General features: G+C 62.5%; 23 protein-coding genes. 21 read left to right on the top strand and 2 right to left on the bottom strand.

What is annotated here, in order from left to right; genetic code table 11:
* Nucleotides 1-130: 130 nt before the first annotated feature.
* The 16 genes from NKJ12_RS13630 to NKJ12_RS13555 all read left to right on the top strand — a co-directional run bounded on the left by NKJ12_RS13630 (nucleotide 131) and on the right by NKJ12_RS13555 (nucleotide 15,083).
* Nucleotides 131-1,174, top strand: coding sequence for an enoyl-CoA hydratase/isomerase family protein (locus NKJ12_RS13630; RefSeq protein WP_352703157.1), 1,044 nt, complete (start codon nucleotides 131-133; stop codon nucleotides 1,172-1,174).
* Nucleotides 1,171-1,593: a DUF6163 family protein gene (locus NKJ12_RS13625; protein ID WP_352506512.1), complete on the top strand. Its 423-nt coding sequence runs from the start codon at nucleotides 1,171-1,173 to the stop codon at nucleotides 1,591-1,593. The genes NKJ12_RS13630 and NKJ12_RS13625 overlap by 4 nt, the downstream gene beginning before the upstream one ends.
* 203 nt (nucleotides 1,594-1,796) lie before the next feature.
* Nucleotides 1,797-2,312: a transcriptional regulator LdtR gene (gene ldtR, locus NKJ12_RS13620; protein ID WP_023674486.1), complete on the top strand. Its 516-nt coding sequence runs from the start codon at nucleotides 1,797-1,799 to the stop codon at nucleotides 2,310-2,312.
* Nucleotides 2,313-2,664: 352 nt separating this feature from the next.
* Nucleotides 2,665-3,918: a L,D-transpeptidase family protein gene (locus NKJ12_RS13615; RefSeq protein ID WP_352689388.1), complete on the top strand. Its 1,254-nt coding sequence runs from the start codon at nucleotides 2,665-2,667 to the stop codon at nucleotides 3,916-3,918.
* Between the two features lie 438 nt (nucleotides 3,919-4,356).
* Nucleotides 4,357-5,670, top strand: a complete 1,314-nt coding sequence (gene glyA / locus NKJ12_RS13610; protein WP_254817549.1) for a serine hydroxymethyltransferase — start codon at nucleotides 4,357-4,359, stop codon at nucleotides 5,668-5,670.
* Nucleotides 5,671-5,739: 69 nt separating this feature from the next.
* Nucleotides 5,740-6,318, top strand: a complete 579-nt coding sequence (locus NKJ12_RS13605) for a hypothetical protein (protein WP_352703155.1) — start codon at nucleotides 5,740-5,742, stop codon at nucleotides 6,316-6,318.
* Between the two features lie 153 nt (nucleotides 6,319-6,471).
* A complete protein-coding gene (gene nrdR, locus NKJ12_RS13600; protein ID WP_023674492.1) occupies nucleotides 6,472-6,981 on the top strand; it encodes a transcriptional regulator NrdR in 510 nt (169 codons plus the stop codon).
* Nucleotides 6,982-6,983: 2 nt separating this feature from the next.
* Nucleotides 6,984-8,114: a bifunctional diaminohydroxyphosphoribosylaminopyrimidine deaminase/5-amino-6-(5-phosphoribosylamino)uracil reductase RibD gene (gene ribD, locus NKJ12_RS13595; RefSeq protein WP_352703153.1), complete on the top strand. Its 1,131-nt coding sequence runs from the start codon at nucleotides 6,984-6,986 to the stop codon at nucleotides 8,112-8,114.
* Nucleotides 8,115-8,144: 30 nt separating this feature from the next.
* The gene (locus NKJ12_RS13590; protein WP_352703151.1) at nucleotides 8,145-8,762 is read left to right on the top strand and encodes a riboflavin synthase; all 618 of its coding nucleotides are present in this window, start codon (nucleotides 8,145-8,147) and stop codon (nucleotides 8,760-8,762) included.
* Nucleotides 8,763-8,892: 130 nt separating this feature from the next.
* The gene (gene ribH / locus NKJ12_RS13585; RefSeq protein ID WP_352703149.1) at nucleotides 8,893-9,387 is read left to right on the top strand and encodes a 6,7-dimethyl-8-ribityllumazine synthase; all 495 of its coding nucleotides are present in this window, start codon (nucleotides 8,893-8,895) and stop codon (nucleotides 9,385-9,387) included.
* Nucleotides 9,384-9,884 (top strand): transcription antitermination factor NusB, encoded by a 501-nt coding sequence (nusB, locus tag NKJ12_RS13580; RefSeq protein ID WP_352456584.1) that lies wholly within the window; start codon nucleotides 9,384-9,386, stop codon nucleotides 9,882-9,884. Before ribH ends, nusB begins: the two co-directional genes overlap by 4 nt.
* The gene (locus tag NKJ12_RS13575; protein WP_352703147.1) at nucleotides 9,881-11,098 is read left to right on the top strand and encodes an MFS transporter; all 1,218 of its coding nucleotides are present in this window, start codon (nucleotides 9,881-9,883) and stop codon (nucleotides 11,096-11,098) included. The genes nusB and NKJ12_RS13575 overlap by 4 nt, the downstream gene beginning before the upstream one ends.
* A gap of 159 nt (nucleotides 11,099-11,257) precedes the next feature.
* The gene (osmF, locus tag NKJ12_RS13570) at nucleotides 11,258-12,169 is read left to right on the top strand and encodes a glycine betaine ABC transporter substrate-binding protein OsmF (protein ID WP_352703145.1); all 912 of its coding nucleotides are present in this window, start codon (nucleotides 11,258-11,260) and stop codon (nucleotides 12,167-12,169) included.
* Between the two features lie 42 nt (nucleotides 12,170-12,211).
* Nucleotides 12,212-13,387, top strand: a complete 1,176-nt coding sequence (locus tag NKJ12_RS13565) for an ABC transporter permease (RefSeq protein WP_352703143.1) — start codon at nucleotides 12,212-12,214, stop codon at nucleotides 13,385-13,387.
* Nucleotides 13,384-14,322: an ABC transporter ATP-binding protein gene (locus NKJ12_RS13560; protein ID WP_352703141.1), complete on the top strand. Its 939-nt coding sequence runs from the start codon at nucleotides 13,384-13,386 to the stop codon at nucleotides 14,320-14,322. Before NKJ12_RS13565 ends, NKJ12_RS13560 begins: the two co-directional genes overlap by 4 nt.
* On the top strand, nucleotides 14,319-15,083 hold the full coding sequence (locus tag NKJ12_RS13555) for an ABC transporter permease (protein WP_352703139.1): 765 nt from the start codon (nucleotides 14,319-14,321) through the stop codon (nucleotides 15,081-15,083). The genes NKJ12_RS13560 and NKJ12_RS13555 overlap by 4 nt, the downstream gene beginning before the upstream one ends.
* Nucleotides 15,084-15,109: 26 nt before the next feature.
* On the opposite strand, the gene NKJ12_RS13550 is transcribed toward NKJ12_RS13555, so the two are convergent.
* Nucleotides 15,110-15,343, bottom strand: coding sequence for a hypothetical protein (locus NKJ12_RS13550; protein ID WP_352703137.1), 234 nt, complete (start codon nucleotides 15,341-15,343; stop codon nucleotides 15,110-15,112).
* Between the two features lie 79 nt (nucleotides 15,344-15,422).
* Here NKJ12_RS13550 and NKJ12_RS13545 point away from each other — a divergent pair, with 79 nt between their 5' ends.
* Nucleotides 15,423-15,923: a DUF2165 family protein gene (locus tag NKJ12_RS13545; RefSeq protein ID WP_352506499.1), complete on the top strand. Its 501-nt coding sequence runs from the start codon at nucleotides 15,423-15,425 to the stop codon at nucleotides 15,921-15,923.
* 252 nt (nucleotides 15,924-16,175) lie between these two features.
* On the top strand, nucleotides 16,176-18,317 hold the full coding sequence (locus NKJ12_RS13540) for a sodium-translocating pyrophosphatase (RefSeq protein ID WP_352477171.1): 2,142 nt from the start codon (nucleotides 16,176-16,178) through the stop codon (nucleotides 18,315-18,317).
* Between the two features lie 128 nt (nucleotides 18,318-18,445).
* On the opposite strand, the gene NKJ12_RS13535 is transcribed toward NKJ12_RS13540, so the two are convergent.
* The gene (locus tag NKJ12_RS13535; protein ID WP_352703135.1) at nucleotides 18,446-18,976 is read right to left on the bottom strand and encodes an outer membrane protein assembly factor BamE; all 531 of its coding nucleotides are present in this window, start codon (nucleotides 18,974-18,976) and stop codon (nucleotides 18,446-18,448) included.
* Nucleotides 18,977-19,090: 114 nt separating this feature from the next.
* Here NKJ12_RS13535 and NKJ12_RS13530 point away from each other — a divergent pair, with 114 nt between their 5' ends.
* From NKJ12_RS13530 to plsX, 3 genes are all read left to right on the top strand, one after another.
* Complete coding sequence (locus NKJ12_RS13530) at nucleotides 19,091-19,630, top strand: ubiquinol-cytochrome C chaperone family protein (RefSeq protein WP_254817564.1); 540 nt, start codon at nucleotides 19,091-19,093, stop codon at nucleotides 19,628-19,630.
* Nucleotides 19,631-19,670: 40 nt separating this feature from the next.
* Complete coding sequence (locus NKJ12_RS13525) at nucleotides 19,671-20,219, top strand: YceD family protein (RefSeq protein WP_352477174.1); 549 nt, start codon at nucleotides 19,671-19,673, stop codon at nucleotides 20,217-20,219.
* Between the two features lie 123 nt (nucleotides 20,220-20,342).
* Nucleotides 20,343-21,413: a phosphate acyltransferase PlsX gene (gene plsX, locus NKJ12_RS13520; RefSeq protein ID WP_352477175.1), complete on the top strand. Its 1,071-nt coding sequence runs from the start codon at nucleotides 20,343-20,345 to the stop codon at nucleotides 21,411-21,413.
* Nucleotides 21,414-21,419: the final 6 nt, after the last annotated feature.

The raw sequence follows: 21,419 nt of genomic DNA, 5'->3' as shown, positions 1-21,419 counted from the left end.
GTTCAAAGCGCCAGCATTAGCACCGGCTGCGGCCACGGGCCAGCAGGCGGGATTGGCGCTGCCATTGACGTGGCTATGCGCCACGCATTAGCACTTCACTCCCGGCGGGCGCGGGAGGGATTCTCTGGCGATGGATTTTGGCGGAGGCGACGAGATTCGCTTCGAAAGGTTGGGCAGGGCCGGCGTCGTCACGCTGACGCGGCCGCAGGCGCTCAATGCCGTAACCCACCGCATGGTCAAGGCGCTGGACAAGGCGCTGCGCAGTTGGGAACGCGACGATGGTGTCGACGTCGTCGTCGTCAAGGCCGAGGGCAGGGCATTTTCGGCGGGCGGCGACATCCTCCACATCTACGAAGCCGGCCGGGCTGGAAAACCGCCGGTCGAGTTCTTCGCCGACGAGTACCGGCTGAACGCCCGCATCGCCCGTTTCAAGAAACCCTATGTCGCCCTGATCGACGGCATCGTCATGGGCGGCGGCGTCGGCATCTCCTTCCATGGCTCGCAGCGGGTGCTGACCGAGAACGCGCAATTTGCCATGCCAGAGGTCGGCATCGGCTTTTTCCCGGATGTCGGCGCCAGCCATCTGTTGCCGGATCTCGGCGGCAGCTTCGGCATGTATCTGGCGCTGACCGGCAACCGCATCCGCTATGGCGATGCTTTGTGGTCGGGCCTCGCCACCCATACGATCAAGGCGGAGGACCAGCCCGGCTTTCTCGACCGGCTGGCGACAAGCGGCGACCCGGAATCGGTGCTGCGCGGCTGCTTCGTCCCGGCCAAACGCGAGACAGACAGGCCGACGCTGGAAGCCATCGCTCGGCATTTCGCGCAGCCGTCACTGGCCGATATGGTCGCCAGCCTGGAGCGGGCAGCCATCGCCGACGAGTTCGCGGCAAAGACGCTGGCCACCATCCGCACACGTTCACCGACCAGCCTGCATGTCGCGTGGCGCCAGATCAGCGCCGGGCAGACGTTGTCGATGGACGAGTGCATGAAAATGGAGTTCCGTATCCTCAACCGTATGCTTGTCGGGCACGACTTCTATGAAGGTATCCGCGCCGCCATCATCGATAAAGGCTCGACGCCGCAATGGCGGCCGGCAGGCATCGATGACGTCAGCGCCGCCGACGTCGATGCCTATTTCGCATCGCTCGGCGAACGGGAACTGAAGCTGTGAGCGAGGCCACCTCGAGACGCGTGGTGCTGCAGCCCTCGACGATCGAGGTCATCTTCGCCTGGTTCCAGCGCGTTATCGCCGGCTATTGTCTGCTGTTCGGCATCTTGTACTGGATCCGGCTGATCGGCGTTTACCCCGGCCAGTTGTGGCGCTTCGATCTGATGCCGGTGCACTGGCAGGTGGCGGCGGTGGTGCTGGCGGTGTTTTTTCCATTCGCTGCCGCCGGCCTGTGGATGCTGGCGTCCTGGGGGCCGGTGATCTGGTTCATCTGCGCGGTGACCGAGTGCGTCATGTATGCTGGCTTCCCCGACTTGTTCGGCCGCCGGCCGCTGATCGTCGCCTCGCACCTTGCGGTGGCGCTGCTCTACATAGTGTTCCGCGTGGTGATCTGGATCCAGAAGCGGCAAGCCCGGCGATAGCAATTCCGGCCAGGATCGTTGGCTAAATCTTTAGGTTAATCATCCTTGCTCGGGTGACCGTCCGTTAAGCCTCTTTCGAAACCCCTTACCGGTAAGCTCTTGTTAGCCTTGGCGTTTAAGTCGAATTTTATGAGTATTCGATAGTGTCGCGATCAAGGTGAAGAACAAAAAAATCACCGGGCGACAAACGAGAGGCAAAGACAATGATCAATTCGCGTCCGGCGGCGAAGACCGCCAACGTATCCGATGACCGCCGCGAGGCGATCCGTTCGCTGTACATGGAATCGCTGCAGCTGGTCGAGCGGCTGCATCGCCGTCTGCTTGATGTGATCAAGGACGAATTCGACCGCAACGGTCGCTCCGACATCAACGCCATCCAGGCGCTGCTGCTGTTCAACATCGGCAATTCGGAGCTGACCGCTGGCGAACTGCGCTCGCGCGGCTATTATCTCGGCTCGAATGTCTCCTACAATCTAAAGAAGCTGGTCGATCTCGGCTTCATCAACCACCAGCGCTCGCGCATCGACCGCCGTTCGGTCCGTGTCTCGCTGACGCCGAAGGGCAACGAGGTGGCGGAAGTCGTCGCCGGCCTTTACGAACGCCATGTCGGCTCGATCGAGCAGGTCGGCGGCATCAACACGGAAGAGTTCAAGCAGATGAACCGCGCCCTGCAGCGGCTGGATCGGTTCTGGAACGATACCATCGCCTATCGGATGTAATCGCACCCGCCGCAGCAAGATCTGAAGCTGGACCACGGAAGTGCTGCCGCGGAGCAGACCAAAGACCGGTGCCGAAAAGCACCGGTCTTGCCGTTTCGTCAGGCCGGCCGATCCAAATTCGAGCAACAGCCACGTTGCCGCCATATTCGAATGGAACCGAAGATGCGGGTGATGCTGGGCCAAAGCCGTGCATTTGTCCTGTGCTCAAGTCACTTCCATGTGTTTTTACACCCATGTGTTTTTACACCGAAGTGATGCGGGCCATGGTTGGCTAATTGTTAAGAAGCCAACTCTAGAGTGCGGGCGAGACCGCCCGGTGGGTTGAATTGTAGCAAGAATGTCTGGACCATCCATGAGAACCAGCCGCCGTTTCTTCCTTTCAGGAGCCTCCGCGCTCGCAGCCGCAATGGTCGCCGGCCGCGCCAGTGCACAGGATGTGATCGGGGATATCCTGAAATCCTCGGCGCGTGGCAATTGGGACGACCAATTCGATGCGCGTGCCAGCGAAGGCGGCAAGGTTGCCTCGACGCTGCCGATCTTCAGCCTGCAGACGGTGTCCTTCACCGAGCAGGCGATCATGCAGTATCAGAATATCGTCGCGCAAGGCGGCTGGGAGCAGGTTCCAGACACCAAGAAGCTGCAGCTTGGCGTCGAGGATCCCGATGTGGTGCCGCTGCGCAGGCGCTTGATGATATCGGGCGATCTGGCGCAGAGCGCCGGGCTCTCGGAAGCGTTCGATTCTTACGTCGACTCGGCGCTCAAGCGCTTCCAGTTGCGTCACGGCTTGCCGGCCGACGGGACCACCGGCAAATATACTTTCGCGGCAATGAACGTGTCGGCGCCGGTTCGGCTTGGTCAGCTGCAGACCAATCTGCAACGGCTGCGTGAGCGGGCCGGCACGCTTGGCAACCGCTATGTGCTGGTCGACATCCCGGCGGCGCAGATCGAGGCTGTCGAGAACGACCGCGTTGTGCTGCGCCACACCGCGATCGTCGGCAAGATCGATCGCCAGACGCCGATCGTCAATTCCAAGATCAACGAAATCATCGTCAATCCGTACTGGAACGCGCCGGTCTCGATCGTGCGCAAGGACATCATTCCGCTGATGCGGAAGGACCCCAACTATCTCAAGGATAGCCATATCCGCCTGTTCGCGCCGGACGGCAGCGAGGTCGACCCAATGACGGTCGACTGGTCGACCGACGATGCCGAAAAATATCGCTTCCGCCAGGATCCCGGTTCCGGCAACGCGATGGCCTCGGTCAAGATCAATTTCCCCAGCCCGGACGGCGTCTACATGCACGACACGCCGCAGCAGAGCCTTTTCGGCAAGCTGATGCGCTTCGATTCCTCTGGCTGCGTGCGCGTTCAGAACGTGCGCGACCTCGTCACCTGGATTCTGCGCGACACACCGGGCTGGGATCGCCAGCATTTCGAGGCGGCGATCAAGACCGGGGAGAACACGCCGGTGCAGGTCACCAATCCGGTGCCGGTCTATTTTCTCTACGTCTCGGCCTGGTCAACAGGGCCGGGCGTGGTCCAGTTCCGTGACGACATTTACGGCCTCGACGGAGCCAACGAGCTGCAGATCACATCCGCGCTCTAAGCAGCTGAGTTCATTTGCAAAAGGCCGCCGGAAGGGCGGCCTTTTTCGTTGCCGGGTCTTTCGCGACAAGCTTCGCTGGGCCGATCGCCGGATGGGGCTGCGCTTCCTGGGGGTCTGGGTCGGCGACATCGCGACGCGCGTCTCGGCGCGATTACACAAGCGCAAGGCCGAGCCGTTCGGGCTGCGCGTCCGGATCGCCGGCTCTGTTGCCGGCGTGCGCGGCGCCATCACGCCGGCCAGATCAACGACCATACGATGCAGGCGCTGTTCACCGAGATCACGCTCACCGAAGCCTGCCGGCCCTTCAGCAGGGCAAGGGAATAGGCCGCCAGTCTCTCTGGCGCAATCCGGCCAGCAAATTTCGCGCTCCAAACGTGGCGGGCCGAAAGCAACTGTGTTAATGGCGCGACAGACCCCGAACCTTGAGGAGTTCAGCCCATGGCAACAGCAGCGGCAGTGTCGAACAAATTCGAATCCTTCTTCGAAACCACGCTTGCCGATGCCGATCCCGAGATTTTCGGCGCCATCCGCAACGAACTCGGTCGCCAGCGCCATGAGATCGAGCTGATTGCCTCGGAAAACATCGTCTCGCGCGCCGTGCTCGAGGCGCAGGGGTCGATCATGACCAACAAATATGCCGAGGGCTATCCAGGCAAACGCTACTATGGCGGCTGCCAGTTTGTCGATGTCGCCGAGGAACTGGCCATCGAACGCGCGAAAAAGCTGTTCGGCTGCAACTTCGCCAACGTCCAGCCGAATTCCGGCAGCCAGATGAACCAGGCGGTGTTCCTGGCGCTGCTGCAGCCCGGCGACACCTTCATGGGTCTCGACCTCAATTCCGGCGGGCACCTGACGCATGGCTCGCCGGTCAATATGAGCGGCAAATGGTTCAAGGTCGTCTCCTATGGCGTGCGCCGGGACGATCATCTGCTCGATATGGACGCGATCGAGAAGACCGCCCATGAGACCAGGCCGAAGCTGATCCTGGCCGGCGGCACAGCCTATTCACGTGTCTGGGACTGGAAGCGTTTTCGCGAGATCGCCGATTCGATCGGCGCCTATCTGATGGTCGATATGGCTCATATCGCCGGACTGGTCGCCGGTGGCATGCATCCGTCGCCGCTGCCGCATGCCCATGTGGTCACCACCACGACGCACAAGTCGCTGCGCGGCCCGCGTGGCGGCATGATCCTGTGCAATGACGAGGACATTGCCAAGAAGATGAATTCGGCCGTCTTCCCCGGCCTGCAGGGCGGACCGCTGATGCATGTCATCGCCGCCAAGGCGGTGGCCCTGGGCGAGGCGCTGAAGCCGAGCTTCAAGGTCTATGCGGAGAGCGTCGTTGCCAATGCCAAGGCACTGGCCTCCAGCCTGCAGGAAACCGGTCTCGACATCGTCTCCGGCGGCACTGACAACCATCTGATGTTGGTCGACCTGCGCCCCAAGAACGCCACCGGGAAGCGCGCCGAGGCTGCCCTTGGCCGCGCCAACATCACCTGCAACAAGAACGGCATCCCCTTCGACCCGGAAAAGCCTTTCGTCACCTCGGGCGTTCGGCTTGGCACGCCGGCTGGCACCACGCGCGGCTTCGGCCAGGCTGAGTTCCGCGAGATTGGCAAGCTGATCGCCGAGGTGCTGGATGGACTGAAAGTCGCCAATTCCGACGATGGCAATGCGGCCGTCGAGGCAGTTGTGAAGACCAAGGTGGCGGCATTGACGGATCGTTTTCCGCTTTACCCGTATCTTGGTTGACCGACGCCGAGTGTCCTCCATGTGCGCGACAATCCCGGTGCGACAGCAAGGCACTTGCGGAGAAGCTCAATGATGCAAACTTTCCGTTTCGCCGGCTTTGGCGCCTTGCTGGCATCGGTCATTTTGCAGCTGTCCGACCTCGCCTTGGCGCAGACCGAGCCGACGCCGGCAGCGCCCAAGACAGAGACCTTCGGCAGGTGGTCCACCACGATGGACGAGGTCAACACCGGTGAGGATGTGCGCAAGACCTGCGCCGCCTCGACCGTCTTTTTCGACGCTAACGGGACCAGCGGCACCCTTACACTGGCCATCTCGAATGGCGACGTACTGCCACCGGGAGGCTATCCGAGCCTCATCATCGCCGTGAGAAACAGTGACTTGCCCAAAGGTGACAACGTCCCGGCGGTGTTTCGCGACGTTAACGACAAGATCAAGGCTGGTTTTCATCTTATCGCCGACGAACAGTGGATGATGGACAACAAACCCGAGACCACGCTTGCCATACTGCGTGCCATGCGCCGTACGAGCGCCCTTGATGTCAGCTTCGCCGACACGCCGGTCGCGACCATATCGATGGACGGCTTCACCAAGGCCTATCGCTATCTCGGCACGTCCTGCGGCTTCCCGACCGGCGACGTCGCTCCCTGATTGGCGTATTGCCGTTCAACTGATTGCCACTCTCGCAATTTTCCTCGTGCCTCGCTATCTCTGAGGCGCGATCGGTCATCGGCCATACTTTGCCACCGTGGCAAAAACCTCTAAGCCTTTCGCTCCACGAGAATCGCGAACCGAAGGCCCTCCATGCGCTGTCCCTACTGTCAGTCCGAAGATACGCAGGTGAAGGATTCGCGCCCTGCCGAAGACGGAGCGGCGATCCGCAGGCGGCGCGTCTGCCCGGATTGCGGCGGCCGCTTTACCACGTTCGAGCGGGTACAGCTGCGCGACCTTGTCGTAGTGAAGAAGTCTGGACGCAAGGTGCCGTTCGACCGCGACAAGCTGCTGCGCTCGGTCGAGATCGCGGTACGCAAGCGCAATGTCGATCCCGAGCGCATCGACCGGGCCGTGACCGGCATCGTGCGCCAGCTCGAAAGCTCGGGCGAGACCGAAGTGGCTTCTGGCGAAGTCGGCCGGCTGGTCATGGAGGCGCTTAAGTCGCTCGATGATGTCGCCTATGTGCGCTTTGCCTCCGTCTACCGCAATTTCCGCGAGGCCAAGGATTTCCACGACGTATTGGGCGAACTCAAAGGCGACGAGCTCAAAACTGACGAGCCCAGGGGCGAAGAGCTGAAGAGCGAAGAGGACGCCAGCTGAGCATGGCAGGGTCCGAACGCAGCACGGCTGAGCAAGAGCTCCTCGATCGCCGCTATATGGCGGCAGCCCTCAGGCTGTCGCGCAAGAATGCCGGCCGGACCTCGACCAATCCTTCCGTCGGCACGCTGATCGTACGTGATGACGGCAACGGGCCGATGGTCGTCGGCAGCGGCGTCACCGCCGTCGGCGGCCGGCCGCATGCCGAGACCGAGGCTTTGGCAGAGGCCGGCGAACTGGCGCGCGGCGCCACCGCCTATGTAACGCTGGAGCCCTGCGCCCATCACGGCCGCACGCCGCCTTGCGCCAATGCGCTGGTCAGTGCCGGCGTGGCGCGTGTGGTCGGCGCTGCCAGCGATCCGGATCCGCGTGTTTCCGGCAAGGGCTATGCAATCTTGCGTGCCGCTGGGGTCGAGGTGGTGGAAAAAGTGCTGGCGGCCGACGCCGCGGAGCAGATGGCCGGCTATTTGATTCGATCTCTGAAAAAACGCCCGGAAGTGATCCTGAAGCTTGCGCTTTCAAGCGACAACAAGATCGGCGTGAGAGGCGAGGGACAGGTCTCCATCACCGGCGATATCGCCCGGCGCGAAGTCTATCTGATGCGGGCCGAAGCCGATGGCATATTGATCGGCATCGGCACGGCACTGGAGGACGATCCGGCGCTGACGGTTAGGCTTCCGGGACTGGAGAGCCGTTCGCCGGCGCGCATCGTGCTCGACCGTCAGATCAGGCTAGCCGAGACTTCGAAACTGGTCGCCGGCGTCGACCGTGTGCCGCTCTATATCGCTGCCTGCGCCGAGGCCGATCCGCACCGGCGCGCCGCGCTCGAACGCGTCGGCGTTCGCTTCATCGGCACTGAGACGTATGAAGGCGATATTGCGCTGCCGGAACTGCTCGAGGATCTGGCGGCGCTCGGTATGGCCAGCCTCCTGGTCGAGGGCGGCGCCAGGGTGGCCAAGGCGTTCCTCGATGAAAAACTGGTTGATCGTATCGTGCTGTTCCAGGGGCCGGACGCGATCGGCGAGGGCGGCATTGTATCGCCAATCGATGCCAACAATATCCCGCCGGGATTTCGCAAATTGCGCAGCATGCGTTTCGGCGAAGACACATATGCGGAATGGATAAGAGACATCTAGGACCGAACTGATGTTCATGGGGCCAAACTAATGTTCACTGGAATCGTCACCGATGTCGGCACCGTCGCTGCCGTGAAGCCGCTCAGGGAAGGCGTCGGTTTGCGTATCGACACCGCCTACGATCCGCAGACCATTGCCATCGGCGCCTCGATTTCCTGTGGCGGCGTCTGCCTGACGGTAACGGGATTGCCGGAAGACGGCGCCAACGCACGGTGGTTCGAGGTCGAGGCCTGGGAAGAAGCACTCAGGCTGACGACAGCTATGGCCTGGAAATCCGGTACGAGGATCAATCTGGAGCGGGCGCTGAAGATCGGCGACGAACTCGGTGGCCACATTGTATCAGGCCATGTCGACGGCATGGCCGAGATCGTGGCCCGCCAGGAAGAGGGTGACGCCGTGCGCTTTACCCTGGAAGCACCGCGCGAGCTTGCCAAATTCATCGCCCCCAAGGGTTCCGTCGCACTCGACGGCACTTCGCTCACCGTCAACAAGGTCGAAGGCACCCGCTTCGACGTGCTGTTGATCCACCATTCGCTGACCGTCACCACCTGGGGCGAACGCCAGGTCGGCGACTGGGTCAATCTCGAGATCGACACCATGGCCCGCTACGCCGCGCGGCTGATGGAGGCGGCGAAGGAGGGGCTTTGAGGCGGTCGTCCATAAAGCCCATTCTCTGATGCGACCGCCACCGGGTTGGTCTTGAAAGTTCCTTCGGCAATCTTCCGCTTGCGATCAAACCGGCTTCGGCCTAAGTCACCGGCGATCCCCGGAGACATCTATGGCAGGCACATCCCAACACGGCAAAGCGTTCATCCGTCCGAAGAAGAAGGCGCACCTTCTTGTCATCGAGGCGCGCTTTCACGACGACCTTGCCGACACGCTGCTCGAAGGCGCGACCAGCGCGCTCGACGAAGCGGGCGCGACATACGATGTCGTCACCGTTCCTGGCTCGCTCGAAATCCCCGCCGTGATCTCCTTCGCGCTCGACGGTGCCTCCGAAGGCGGGACGAACTATGACGGTTTCGTCGCCCTCGGCACAGTCATCCGCGGCGACACCTATCATTTCGAGATCGTCGCCAATGAATCCAGCCGTGCCCTGATGGACCTGAGTGTGCAGGATTCGGTCTGTATCGGCAACGGCATCCTGACCACCGAAAACGACGAACAGGCGTGGACACGGGCCAGGCGTTCGGAAGGCGACAAGGGCGGCTTTGCGGCGCGTGCGGCGCTGACCATGATCGCTCTAAAGGAACAGCTGGGAGAGCGAACGTGAGCGAACCCGCTTCGCCCGGCCAGCCTGCGGTTCGCCATGCCAACAAGCGCGGTGCAGCCCGTCTGGCCGCTGTACAGGCGCTCTACCAGATGGACGTCGCCGGCAGCGGCGTGTTTGAGATCACCGCCGAATACGAGGCGTTCAGGCTCGGCAAGGAAGTCGACGGCGCGCTCTATCGCGAAGCCGATGCGCAATGGTTTCGCGCCATTCTTGCCGGCGTCGTCGAGCACCAGAAGACCATCGATCCGATCATCCGACAGGCACTGACCGAGGACTGGCCTCTGTCGAGGCTCGATTCCACATTGCGCGCCATATTGCGCGCCGGCGTCTACGAGCTGATGCAGCGCGAGGACGTGCCGGTGGCGGTCATCGTCTCCGAATATGTCGACATCGCCAAGGCATTTTACGAGGAAGACGAGCCGAAACTGGTCAATGCCGTGCTTGATCGCGTGTCGCGCCGGGTGCGTGGCGAGGGCCGCGGCAAGGACGCCTCATGACTGCCGTCGTCGCCGTTGAGGCGGGCAAGGAAGCGCGTCGCACCGCCTTCATCCTCGCAGCCTCGCAGGCGATCATCGGCTCGGCCGCACCCATCGCCATTTCCATGGGCGGATTGGCCGGGCAGTATCTGCTCGACGCTGACAAGTCGCTGGCAACCGCGCCGATCACCGGCTTCAATGTCGGCGTGGCACTCGGTTCCCTGCCGGCCGCGGCGATCATCCGCCGGCTCGGCCAGCGCGACGGCTTCATGACCGGAACGGCGGTGACAGCGCTTGGCGGCCTGATCGCCACGCTGGCGCTGTTTCATCCCAGCTTCTGGCTGTTCGCTTTCGGCTTGGCCGTGATCGGGATCGGGAGTGCCTTCGTCCAGCAATTCCGCTTTGCCGCCGCCGACAATGCTCCGCCTGAATTCAAGGCGCGTGCCATCTCCTTCGTGCTGGCCGGCGGCATCGTCACCGCCATACTCGGGCCGCAGATCGTCATCTTCACCGGCGATCTGTTCTCACCGGTGAAGTTTGCCGGCTCGTTTGCGTCCATCCTGGTGCTGGCGGCGGTCGGCGCCGCCATTCTCTCTTTGTTGCGTATCCCAGCCAAGGCAACCGAGAAGGTGGAAATTTCCGACAGCGACGCCAGGCCGCTCTCAGAAATCGTCACCAGGCCACGCTTCGTCGCGGCGTTGTTTTGCGCCATCGGCAGCTACGCACTGATGAGCTTCGTGATGACCGGCGCGCCGCTGGCTATGGTCGGCTGCGGCCTTTCGACCGACGACGCCACGCTCGGCATTTCCTGGCACGTCATGGCGATGTTCGCGCCGAGCTTCTTCACGGGGTCGCTGATCCATCGTTTTGGCGCGGAACGGATCGTGGCTATCGGCCTGGTACTGCTCATTGGCTGTGGCATAGTCGCGCTGTCGGGGTTGGCACTGTGGCAGTTCTGGACGACGCTGATCCTGCTCGGCCTTGGCTGGAACTTCAGCTTCATCGGTGCCACTGCCATGGTGGCCGACAGCTACCAGCCATCCGAAAAAGGCAAGGTCCAGGGGTTCCACGATTTCGTCCTATTCGGCTCCGTCGCCTTCGCCTCGCTGATGTCGGGCGCGGTCTACAATGCCTGGGGCTGGGAGATGCTGAACTGGATGATTTTCCCGGTCGTCGCGCTGTGCTTCGTGGCACTGGGCGTGTTGAAGATGACGGGCTTGCGGGCGGCCAACTGACGTCACGCTGTCGGGACGTCGCGGCAGCGGATTCACTCACATCCGAACAAAATTATTGCGCCCATCCCCCCTCTTATGAAACCGTGTACCCCGACGGGGCATCGAAGCCATGCTCATATGCGGCAGCCGTATTCCGGTTCACAGCAAGGGATTTGTGAGATGTTTTCAATCAAGGTTCTGGCCGGCGCTGTACTAGCGCTCGGAATTACGTTTGCCTCGGCGAGTGCCCAGGTGGTGGTGTCGTCGAAGATCGACACCGAGGGCGGCGTGCTCGGCAATATCATCCAACTGGTGCTGAACGCCAATAATATCCAGACCACCGACCGTATCCAGCTCGGCGGCACGCCCGTGGTGCGCAAGGCGATTACAGCCGGCGAGATCGACATCTATCCGGAATACACCGGCAACGCCGCCTTCTTCTTCGAGAAGGCCGACGATCCGGTGTGGAAAGACGCCGCCAAGGCCTACGAGACTGCCAAGAAGCTCGACTACGACGCCAACAAGATCGTCTGGCTGTCACCGTCACCGGCCAACAACACCTGGGCGATCGCCCTGCGCAAGGAGGTCGCCGATACCAATAAGCTCGTCACCCTTTCCGACTTCGGCAAATATGTCTCGGGCGGCGGCAAGGTGGTGCTGGCGGCCTCCGCCGAGTTCGTCAATTCGGCGGCCGCGCTGCCCGCTTTCCAGAAGACCTATGGCTTCACGCTGAAGCCGGACCAGTTGATCACGCTGTCGGGCGGCGACACGGCGGCGACCATTGCCGCTGCGGCCAACCAGACCAACGGCGCCAACGCCGCCATGGTCTACGGCACCGAAGGCGGCATCGCGCCCTCCGGCCTAGTCGTGCTTGAAGACGACAAGGGTGTGCAGCCGGTTTACCAGCCAGCGCCGATCATCCGCGAGGCGGTGCTGAAGGAACATCCCGAAATCGAGACGCTGCTGAAGCCGGTCTTCGCCAAGCTCGATCTCGTCACGCTGCAGGAGTTGAATGGCCGCGTGCAGGTTGGCGGCGAGCCAGTCAAGGGCGTCGCTGAGGACTTTTTGAAAAAGAACGGCTTCCTGAAGTAAGGCGATTCCGGCGCTCCGCTTCAAGGTGCGCCGGATCGGCCGATGGGGGAGGGCGTGCGCATCCGGTTCGACAAGCTCGGCGTGGTCATCGCGGCGATATCGGCCTATGCGGCTTTCGCGGCGCCATTCGCCACCTTCCGCGCCAATCGCATCGTACCCGGCGAGGCGCGCTCGATCCTCGAATCTTTGCCCGCGGCGGTCGGTCCGCTATTGATGGCGATTGTTGTCGCAGCGGCGCTCATTGCGCTGCTGAAAACGCCGCTTGCTCTGCGCCTCGCCGCCAGTGTGGTTGCACTTGCGGCGCTGGCGCTGCTGATCGGCGTTGCCGGCAGCTTCCTGACGCCCGCCGGCAACACCTTCGCGCGTATCTCGCCGGCTTCGGGATTCTGGCTGCTTATCTTCGCCTTCACCCTTCTGCTCGCCGACGTGCTTACAAGGCTGAACCTGTCGCCGCAGGCACGGGTCGGCGTGCTTGTTGTCGCCGCAGCGGCAATCGGCCTGCTGCTCGTCTCGGGAAGCTGGAACAGCCTGTCGATTCTCAAGGAATATTTCAATCGCTCCGATAGTTTTTGGGCGGAAGGCTCCAAGCACGTGACGTTGGCGCTGGGTTCGCTGGCGGCTGCGGTGATTATCGGCCTGCCGCTCGGCATCCTCTGCCATCGCGTCGAGAAATTGCGGGCCGGCGTGCTCAACGTGCTGAACATCATCCAGACCATTCCTTCGATCGCGCTGTTCGGCCTCTTGATCGCGCCGCTGGGCTGGGTCGCTTCGCAGGTGCCGGGTGCTGCCGCGCTCGGCATTCGCGGTATCGGCACAGCGCCGGCTTTCGTCGCCCTGTTCCTCTATTCGCTGCTGCCGGTGGTGGCTAATACCGTGGTCGGCCTTGCCGGTGTGCCGCGTGCCGCCAACGACGCAGCGCGCGGCATGGGCATGACCGACCGCCAGCGGCTGTTCGGCGTCGAGTTTCCGCTCGCCTTCCCGGTGATCCTCACCGGCATCCGCATCGTGCTGGTGCAGAATATCGGCCTCGCCACGATTGCCGCGTTGATCGGCGGCGGCGGCTTTGGCGTGTTCGTGTTCCAGGGCGTCGGTCAGACGGCGATGGACCTGGTGCTGCTCGGCGCCGTGCCGACGGTGGCGCTGGCCTTCGCCGCCGCCATCATCCTCGATGCAGTGATCCAAATGAGCGCCAGCAAGCGCAGGGTTGAAACGGCATGATCGAGATCGAAGGCATCACCAAGCGCTATGGCGAGACGACAGTCGTCAACGACGTGTCGATGGTAATCGAGCCGCGCAGCATCGCCGTCATCGTCGGCACCTCCGGCTCCGGCAAGACGACGCTGCTTCGCATGATAAACCGGCTGGTCGAGCCGACATCGGGCGTGATCAAGCTCGACGGCGTCGACAACCGCTCGGTGCCGGATTATGAGCTGCGCCGCAGCATAGGCTATGCCATCCAGGGCCACGGCCTGTTTCCCCATCGCACGGTGGCGCAGAACATCGCCACTGTGCCGGTATTGCTCGGCTGGGACGCCAACCGCATCAAGGCCCGCGTCGACGAGCTGATGACGCTATACCAGCTCGACCCGCAAGACTACGGGCCACGCTATCCGCACGAGCTTTCCGGCGGCCAGCAGCAGCGCGTCGGCGTCGCTCGGGCGCTTGCCGCGGAACCCAACGTGCTGTTGATGGATGAGCCGTTCGGGGCGCTCGATCCGATTATCCGCAACAAGGCGCAGGAGGATCTGCTGGCAATCCAGAAGCGCTTCGGCACCACCATCATCCTGGTCACCCATGATATGGAAGAGGCCGTTCACATGGGCGACAAGATCGCCGTGATGGACGGCGGCAAAGTGGTGCAATATGCCGAGCCGGCCGAAATACTGGCGAAACCGGCCAGCGCGTTTGTCGAAACCCTGGTAGGTGCCAGCGAAAAACCGTTCCGGCTGTTGTCGCTTGGCCGGGTCCGCGACGCGGTGGAAAACGGCACCGCCGAAGGCGAGGCGATCCCCGGTGACGCCAGCCAGCGCGACGCGCTCGCCGAACTCCTGTGGTCGGGCCGCCCTGCGCTGCCGGTGACAGATACCGACGGCAAGCCGCTTGGCCGCGTCACGGTGGACGGGCTAGTTAAGCGCGCGGCGAGACCGGCATGAAAGAGGCTGGCTTCAAGGCTTGGCTTCCATCACTGCTCAGGCTTGCCCTGGTGGTGGTGCTTATCGCCTTCGTCACCAATCCCGGCTGGTTCGAACCGCTGCTGAAGCCGCTGACAGAGAACAACGCGCCGGTAATCTACAATCAGGGCAGCCTGTTGACGCTGACGCTGCTGCATCTGCGGACCGTGCTGATCGCGACGGTTGCCGCGACGATCGTTGCGGTCGCGCTCGCCATTCTGGTCACCAGGCCGGCCGGCGCCGAATTCCTGCCGCTGTCGCGCAGCCTGGTCAATATAGGCCAGACCTTTCCACCGGTGGCGGTGCTGGCGCTTGCCGTGCCGGCGGTCGGCTTCGGCGAAAAGCCGACGCTGATTGCGCTGTTTCTCTATGGCCTGCTGCCGATCTTCGAGAACGCGCTGACCGGCCTGACGACGCTGCCGGCCAACGTCGTCGAGGCGGCGCGTGGCGCCGGCATGACTGGCTGGCAAAGGCTGGTCAAGGTCGAGCTGCCGCTCAGCGCGCCGATCATTCTCGGCGGTATCCGGCTGTCGGTGGTGATCAGCCTTGCCACCGCGACCATCGGCTCGACAGTTGCGGCGAGGACATTGGGCGAGGTGATCATCGCCGGCCTGCTGTCGAACAACCTCGCCTTCATCCTGCAGGGCGGCCTGATCGTCGCCGCCCTTGCCGTACTGATCTATGACGGGCTGTCGGCGATCGAGCGCCGCACAGCGCGGCGCATGGGACGCGAGGCGGAGTAAGCCTCTCCGAGCGAGCTTCGTTCCTTTCAGCGGCCGATCGAACGCGCCGGATGATCAAGCGTCAGTTCGAGCGCCATACCCGTCCCGCTGGCGATCCAGCGGCGGCGGATGACGGCGAAATCGTGCTGTGTACCGGCTCTAACCACAGAGACCAAGTCGCCCACAGCGCAATCACTATCGAGATCGAGGGTTTCGACAGTCTCGGCAATGTCTTGCTTGCCGGCATAATGTCTTGCAATAGCTGTGAGTACGATGATCACTGGGCCACCCGTTGCGCGATCTTCGGGACTCGGCGATTGATGAGTGCGATGCCCCGATCTTTCAGCAGGAGTTCTTGCCATGACCGCGCGTTTCTCCAAGATCGTCATGTGTTTGTGTCTGGCGGCTTTCGCCTTCCTCGTCGCCTTTGGCAACATCACCGATTACGGCTCAAACTTCGCCTTTGTCCAGCATGTGCTGAGCATGGACACGACCTTTCCCGGCAACGCACTGATGTACCGCTCGATCACCAACCCGGCCTTGTGGACGGCAGGCTACTGGCTGATCATCCTTGGCGAGGCGCTGACCTGCCTGCTGTACCTGATCGCCGCCTGGCAACTTTGGCAGGCGCGCAACGCCAGCGGACAGGCTTTCAACGATGCCAAGAAGTTCGCCATCATTGCCGCCACAATTGGCTTTCTCGTTTGGTATTTCGGCTTCATGGTCGTTGGCGGCGAGTGGTTTGCCATGTGGCAGTCTTCGACATGGAATGGTCAGGAGGCGGCGTTCAAATTCTACATGACCATGCTGGTGGTGCTGGTCTTCGTCGTCCAGCCGGACGGCGACCCGCGCAAAGCTTGACGGCCCTTCGTCGATTTCAATCGATCTAACCGGATGGCGGTGTCGACAGGCGCACTGCCGTCCAGCCTTTTGGGCGAAACCCGGGATCTTTTGGGCGAAAGCCGGACAAGAACCGAACAATATCTTGACGTTCCGAGCCCTGTTTCGCATAAGCCGCTGCGAAGGGACGGATTCCGGTTGCGGAAATTCGTCCCCTGTCTCAACGGCCCGGGGAGGGGTTCTTTTGGGCCACCAATCGAGGAAAATTCGGCAATGACCATAATTTCAGCTGTCATCGCCTGCGGTCTGCTTTCAGTCCTTTACGCCATCTGGGCGACACGTTCGGTTCTCGCGGCCGATCAGGGCAATGCACGCATGCAGGAAATTTCCGCGGCCATCCGCGAAGGCGCGCAGGCTTATCTGGCGCGCCAGTACACCACCATCGCCATCGTCGGTGTCGTGGTCCTGCTGCTCGCCTGGTGGCTGCTTTCGATTACCGCCGCCATCGGCTTCCTGATCGGCGCCGTTCTGTCGGGTGCCGCTGGCTTCATCGGCATGCACGTCTCGGTGCGGGCCAATGTGCGCACCGCGCAGGCGGCTTCCAACAGCCTCGCTGCCGGCCTTGAGATCGCCTTCAAGTCGGGCGCCATCACTGGCATGCTGGTTGCTGGCCTGGCCCTTCTCGGCGTCTCCATCTACTACCTGATCCTGACCCAGTTCATGGGTCTGCAGCCAAACGATCGTGTCGTCATCGACTCGCTTGTTTCGCTCGGCTTCGGCGCCTCGCTTATATCGATCTTCGCCCGTCTCGGCGGCGGCATCTTCACTAAAGGCGCCGACGTCGGCGGGGATCTCGTCGGCAAGGTTGAAGCCGGCATTCCCGAAGACGATCCACGCAATCCGGCCACCATTGCCGACAATGTCGGCGACAATGTCGGCGATTGCGCCGGCATGGCGGCCGACCTGTTCGAGACCTATGCAGTGACTGTGGTCGCCACCATGGTCCTCGCCGCCATCTTCTTCGGCGGCACCGCCGTTCTCGGCGCGGCCATGCTCTATCCGCTGGCCATCTGCGGCGCCTGCATCCTCACCTCGATCGTCGGCACTTTCTTCGTCAAGCTTGGTTCCAGCGGCTCGATCATGGGCGCGCTCTACAAGGGCCTGATCGTGACCGGGCTGCTGTCGATTGTCGGCCTTGCCGTAGCCACTTCGGCATGTATCGGCTGGGGGGAGATCGGCACCGTCGCCGGCATGGCTATTACCGGCACGAACCTGTTCATCTGCGGTCTTGTCGGCCTTGCGGTGACCGGCCTCATCGTGGTGATCACCGAATATTATACCGGCACCAACAAGCGTCCGGTGAACTCCATCGCCCAGGCCTCGGTCACCGGTCACGGCACCAACGTCATCCAGGGCCTCGCGGTCTCGCTGGAAGCGACGGCGTTGCCGGCGATCGTCATCGTCGGCGGCATTATCTCGACATACCAGCTTGCCGGCCTCTACGGCACGGCGATCGCGGTGACGACGATGCTCGGCCTCGCCGGCATGATCGTCGCGCTCGATGCCTTCGGCCCGGTTACGGACAATGCCGGCGGCATTGCCGAAATGGCGGGCCTCCCCAAGGAAGTGCGCCAGTCAACCGACGCGCTTGACGCTGTCGGCAACACCACCAAGGCGGTAACCAAGGGCTACGCCATCGGCTCGGCCGGCCTCGGCGCGCTGGTGCTGTTCGCGGCCTATTCTAACGACCTGAAGTTCTTTGCCGCCAATGGCGACAAATACCCGTATTTCCAGGGCATGGGCGACGTCTCCTTCGACCTCTCCAATCCTTACGTCGTCGCCGGCCTGATCTTCGGCGGCCTGATCCCGTATCTGTTCGGCGGCATCGCCATGACCGCCGTCGGCCGCGCCGCGGGCGCTATCGTCCAGGAGGTGCGCAAGCAGTTCCGCGAGGATCCGGGCATCATGGCCGGCACCTCGAAGCCGAACTATGCGCGCGCCGTCGACCTTCTGACCAAGGCAGCGATCCGGGAGATGATCGTTCCGTCATTGTTGCCGGTGCTGGCGCCGCTGGTCGTCTATTTCGGCGTCCTCCTGATCTCCGGTTCGAAGGCATCCGCCTTTGCCGCCCTCGGTGCCTCGCTGCTCGGCGTCATCGTCAACGGCCTTTTCGTCGCCATCTCGATGACCTCCGGCGGCGGTGCCTGGGACAACGCCAAGAAGTCGTTCGAAGATGGTTTTGTCGACAAGGACGGCGTCAAGCATATGAAGGGCTCCGAAGCGCACAAGGCTTCGGTGACCGGCGATACGGTCGGCGACCCCTACAAGGATACTGCCGGCCCGGCGGTCAACCCGGCAATCAAGATCACCAACATCGTCGCGCTGCTGTTGCTGGCCGTTCTCGCGCACGGCTAAGCTCGGTCGCTACGACCTTAAGACAAAAACCCGCGGGATCGCTCCCGCGGGTTTTTCATTGCCTGAGATGTGCCGCTTCCGGGGAGGGAAGTAAAAGGAAAGAAGGAGCCGACCTCCGCCGGAATGGATCAGGTGCCGCCGAGCGTGCTGCCGCCGCCGCCGGGAATACCGGGCGCCAGCTTGCTGGCGCCATTTATGATCTGGCTGAGGAAGTTCTGGTCCTTGCCGCCGGTCGGCGTGGTGCGCGAGATGAAGTCGAACACTTTGCCGTCCTTCAACCCGTAATTGGCTATCTGCGTGACGCGCCCGTCATCGCCGAAATAGACCGCCAGTACATGCTGGTCGACCAGCCGCGGCTTGTCGAAGGCGACGTAGCGCTTGCGCGTCTGCGAAATGTAATAAAAGGCCTCGTTGTCGAAGGTCGCTTTCGTCGAGGGAGTGCCGAGCGCCAGCAGCACCTGTTCGCGGCTTGAGCCGACCGGCACCAGGTCGATCGCCTGCTGGTCGATGACGTAGCCTTGCGTCAGCGTCTCGCTCGGATTGAGATCGCCGATCATCTTGGACGAATTGCAGGCAGAAAGCGCCGCAGCGATCACCAGTAGCGAAACCGCACCGGCGGGCCTGGGCAGAAAAGTCAACTTGAATTTCAGCGCGCGCAACTACAACTCCATAAGCTGGCCGCAACTTGCGCTGGGCCGCAAAACCGGTAAACCAGCTTGCTTGCCGATGCAACAAGGCCACTTCAACAAACGGTCCCGGGAGACCACCCTCAAATGTTCCAGCGCCTCTTTGGCCGCGAACGACATGCCAACCGCGCCATCACCGAGGCGCTTTACGCACAAATCGTGGCGGCGGCGCGGCAAACGGTGTTTTATTCCGCCTGGAACGTGCCGGACACACCGCTCGGCCGCTTCGAGATGCTGTCGTTGCACATGTTCCTGTTCCAGCACCGGTTGCGCGGCGAGGGTGGTGCGGCGGCAGAGGTTGCACAGGTGCTGATCGACGAGTTCTTCATGGATGTCGAACATTCGTTGCGGGAATTGGGCATTGGCGACGTCGGCGTGCCGAAGCGCATGCGGAAACTGGCGAAGATGTTCTACGGCCGCACCGCCGCCTATGACGATGCACTGCAACGAAATGACCATGATGCACTTGCCGCCGCTCTTGCCCGCAATGTCAGGCCCGATGCCGGCGCCTGGCCGCAAGCGTCGCAGCTGGCACTCTATGCCGCCGATGCATCCAGGCAACTCACGGAACAGCCGACCGAATCGATTGTTTCCGGCACGGTGGTATTTCCAGTGGCCAACGCTTGAGCGGCGGCAGGCCGAATGAAGATGCGAAGTGGAGGCGAAGATGAAACGTCCTGATATCCACAGCCCAGTGTCATTCCGGGCAAATGTCGCTCGGCTGCCGCAAAAGGGGCTGCCGGTGGTGATCGATGCCGACGCCGGGCAGCGCGCCCTGCTGGCCGCCGAGCACGAGCTGCTTTCGGTCGAAAACTATCGCGCCGAACTCCTGGTCGAGCCCTGGAAGCGCAACGGGGTGAAAGTCAGCGGCCATGTCGAGGCCGATGTAACGCAGGCCTGCATCGTCACCCTCGACCCGGTCAAGGCGCATATCGACGAGCCGGTCGAAGCGCTGTTCCTGCCGGAGCAATCCAAGCTCGGGCGGCAAGGTTTCGACGGCGGCGGTGAGATCCTGCTCGACGCCGAAGGGCCGGACAGCCCGGAAACCTTTTCCGGCGACGCCATCGACGTCGGGGCGCTTGCCGAACAGTTCTTTGGCTTGGCGATCGATCCCTATCCGCGCAAGCCCGGTGTGTCGCTGGAGGCTGCCGGCGATGCCGAGCCTGTGGAGAATGAATTCCAGCAAAAGCTGAGATCACTGTTGGGAAAATCCTGATAGCTGATCCAATTTGAGAAAAGTTGGTTGTGCGGCAGCCCAAAACCGTTATTTTCGCCGAACCTTCGCGAGCCCCGTACCTTGGCAAGCCCGCTGGCCAAGCAACCGTGAGATGAACACCGCGTGATCAGGATTTCCATCGATGCCATGGGCGGCGATCACGGGCCAAGCGTGGTCATCCCGGCGCTCATGACTGTCGCCACCCGCCGTCCGGACATACGCTTCGTCATTTATGGGCGCGAAGAAGTGGTACGGCCCGAACTCGCCAAATTCCCCAAGCTGGCGGACGTGAGCGAGTTCATCCACTGCGAGATCGCAGTCCGGATGGACGACAAGCCGAGCCAGGCGCTGCGCCATGGTCGATGGAAGTCATCGATGTGGAAGGCCGTCGAGGCGGTCAAGGCAGGCACTGCCGACGCCTGCATCTCAGCCGGCAATACCGGGGCGCTGATGGCAATGTCCAGGTTCTGCCTTCGCACCATGGCGACCATCGATCGCCCGGCAATCGCAGCGCTCTGGCCGACATTGCGCGGCGAAAGCGTGGTGCTGGACGTCGGCGCCACCATCGGGGCGGATGCGCATCAACTGGTTGATTTTGCCATTCTGGGCACCGGCATGGCGCGCTCGGTTTTCGGCATCGAACGGCCTAGCGTCGGCCTGCTCAATGTCGGCGTCGAGGAGATCAAGGGTCAGGAGGAGGTCAAGGAGGCGGGCCGCATGCTTCGCGAGGCCAACATGGCCTCGATGAACTACCATGGCTTTGTCGAGGGTGACGACATCGGCAAGGGCAGTGTCGACGTCGTCGTTACCGAAGGATTTGCCGGCAACATCGCGCTGAAGACGGCGGAAGGCACGGTCAGGCAGATCGCCGGCTATCTGCGCGCGGCGATGAACCGGACGCTGATGGCCAGGATCGGCTATATCTTCGCGAAGACCGCCTTCAATCGCCTGCGCGAGAAGATGGATGTCGGCCGCTCCAATGGCGGCGTCTTCCTCGGGTTGAACGGCATCGTGGTGAAAAGCCATGGCGGGGCTGATTCGGATGGCTTTGCGGCGGCGATCGAGCTTGGCTACGACATGGTACGCAACAATCTGCTTGACCGCATCGAAGCCGATCTCGACCTGTTCCATGCCCGCAATCCGAATGCCCAGACAATCCGGAAATCCGACGTCGTCATCGACGCAAAGGAATAGGAAAGA

Source organism: Mesorhizobium sp. M0195 (genome assembly GCF_040322115.1).
Taxonomy (GTDB): Bacteria; Pseudomonadota; Alphaproteobacteria; order Rhizobiales; family Rhizobiaceae; genus Mesorhizobium.
The sequence above is the reverse complement of the archived record's forward strand: the minus strand, read 5'-3'. Positions and strand labels throughout refer to the sequence as shown.

Bases quoted from the DNA above. Each gene is read 5' to 3' on its own strand.
- NKJ12_RS13630 (WP_352703157.1), top strand. From the start codon at position 131: ATGGATTTTGGCGGAGGCGACGAGATTCGCTTCGAAAGGTTGGGCAGG.
- ldtR (WP_023674486.1), top strand. From the start codon at position 1,797: ATGATCAATTCGCGTCCGGCGGCGAAGACCGCCAACGTATCCGATGAC.
- NKJ12_RS13615 (WP_352689388.1), top strand. From the start codon at position 2,665: ATGAGAACCAGCCGCCGTTTCTTCCTTTCAGGAGCCTCCGCGCTCGCA.
- glyA (WP_254817549.1), top strand. From the start codon at position 4,357: ATGGCAACAGCAGCGGCAGTGTCGAACAAATTCGAATCCTTCTTCGAA.
- NKJ12_RS13605 (WP_352703155.1), top strand. From the start codon at position 5,740: ATGATGCAAACTTTCCGTTTCGCCGGCTTTGGCGCCTTGCTGGCATCG.
- nrdR (WP_023674492.1), top strand. From the start codon at position 6,472: ATGCGCTGTCCCTACTGTCAGTCCGAAGATACGCAGGTGAAGGATTCG.
- ribD (WP_352703153.1), top strand. From the start codon at position 6,984: ATGGCAGGGTCCGAACGCAGCACGGCTGAGCAAGAGCTCCTCGATCGC.
- NKJ12_RS13590 (WP_352703151.1), top strand. From the start codon at position 8,145: ATGTTCACTGGAATCGTCACCGATGTCGGCACCGTCGCTGCCGTGAAG.
- ribH (WP_352703149.1), top strand. From the start codon at position 8,893: ATGGCAGGCACATCCCAACACGGCAAAGCGTTCATCCGTCCGAAGAAG.
- NKJ12_RS13575 (WP_352703147.1), top strand. From the start codon at position 9,881: ATGACTGCCGTCGTCGCCGTTGAGGCGGGCAAGGAAGCGCGTCGCACC.
- osmF (WP_352703145.1), top strand. From the start codon at position 11,258: ATGTTTTCAATCAAGGTTCTGGCCGGCGCTGTACTAGCGCTCGGAATT.
- NKJ12_RS13565 (WP_352703143.1), top strand. From the start codon at position 12,212: ATGGGGGAGGGCGTGCGCATCCGGTTCGACAAGCTCGGCGTGGTCATC.
- NKJ12_RS13560 (WP_352703141.1), top strand. From the start codon at position 13,384: ATGATCGAGATCGAAGGCATCACCAAGCGCTATGGCGAGACGACAGTC.
- NKJ12_RS13555 (WP_352703139.1), top strand. From the start codon at position 14,319: ATGAAAGAGGCTGGCTTCAAGGCTTGGCTTCCATCACTGCTCAGGCTT.
- NKJ12_RS13545 (WP_352506499.1), top strand. From the start codon at position 15,423: ATGACCGCGCGTTTCTCCAAGATCGTCATGTGTTTGTGTCTGGCGGCT.
- NKJ12_RS13540 (WP_352477171.1), top strand. From the start codon at position 16,176: ATGACCATAATTTCAGCTGTCATCGCCTGCGGTCTGCTTTCAGTCCTT.
- NKJ12_RS13530 (WP_254817564.1), top strand. From the start codon at position 19,091: ATGTTCCAGCGCCTCTTTGGCCGCGAACGACATGCCAACCGCGCCATC.
- NKJ12_RS13525 (WP_352477174.1), top strand. From the start codon at position 19,671: ATGAAACGTCCTGATATCCACAGCCCAGTGTCATTCCGGGCAAATGTC.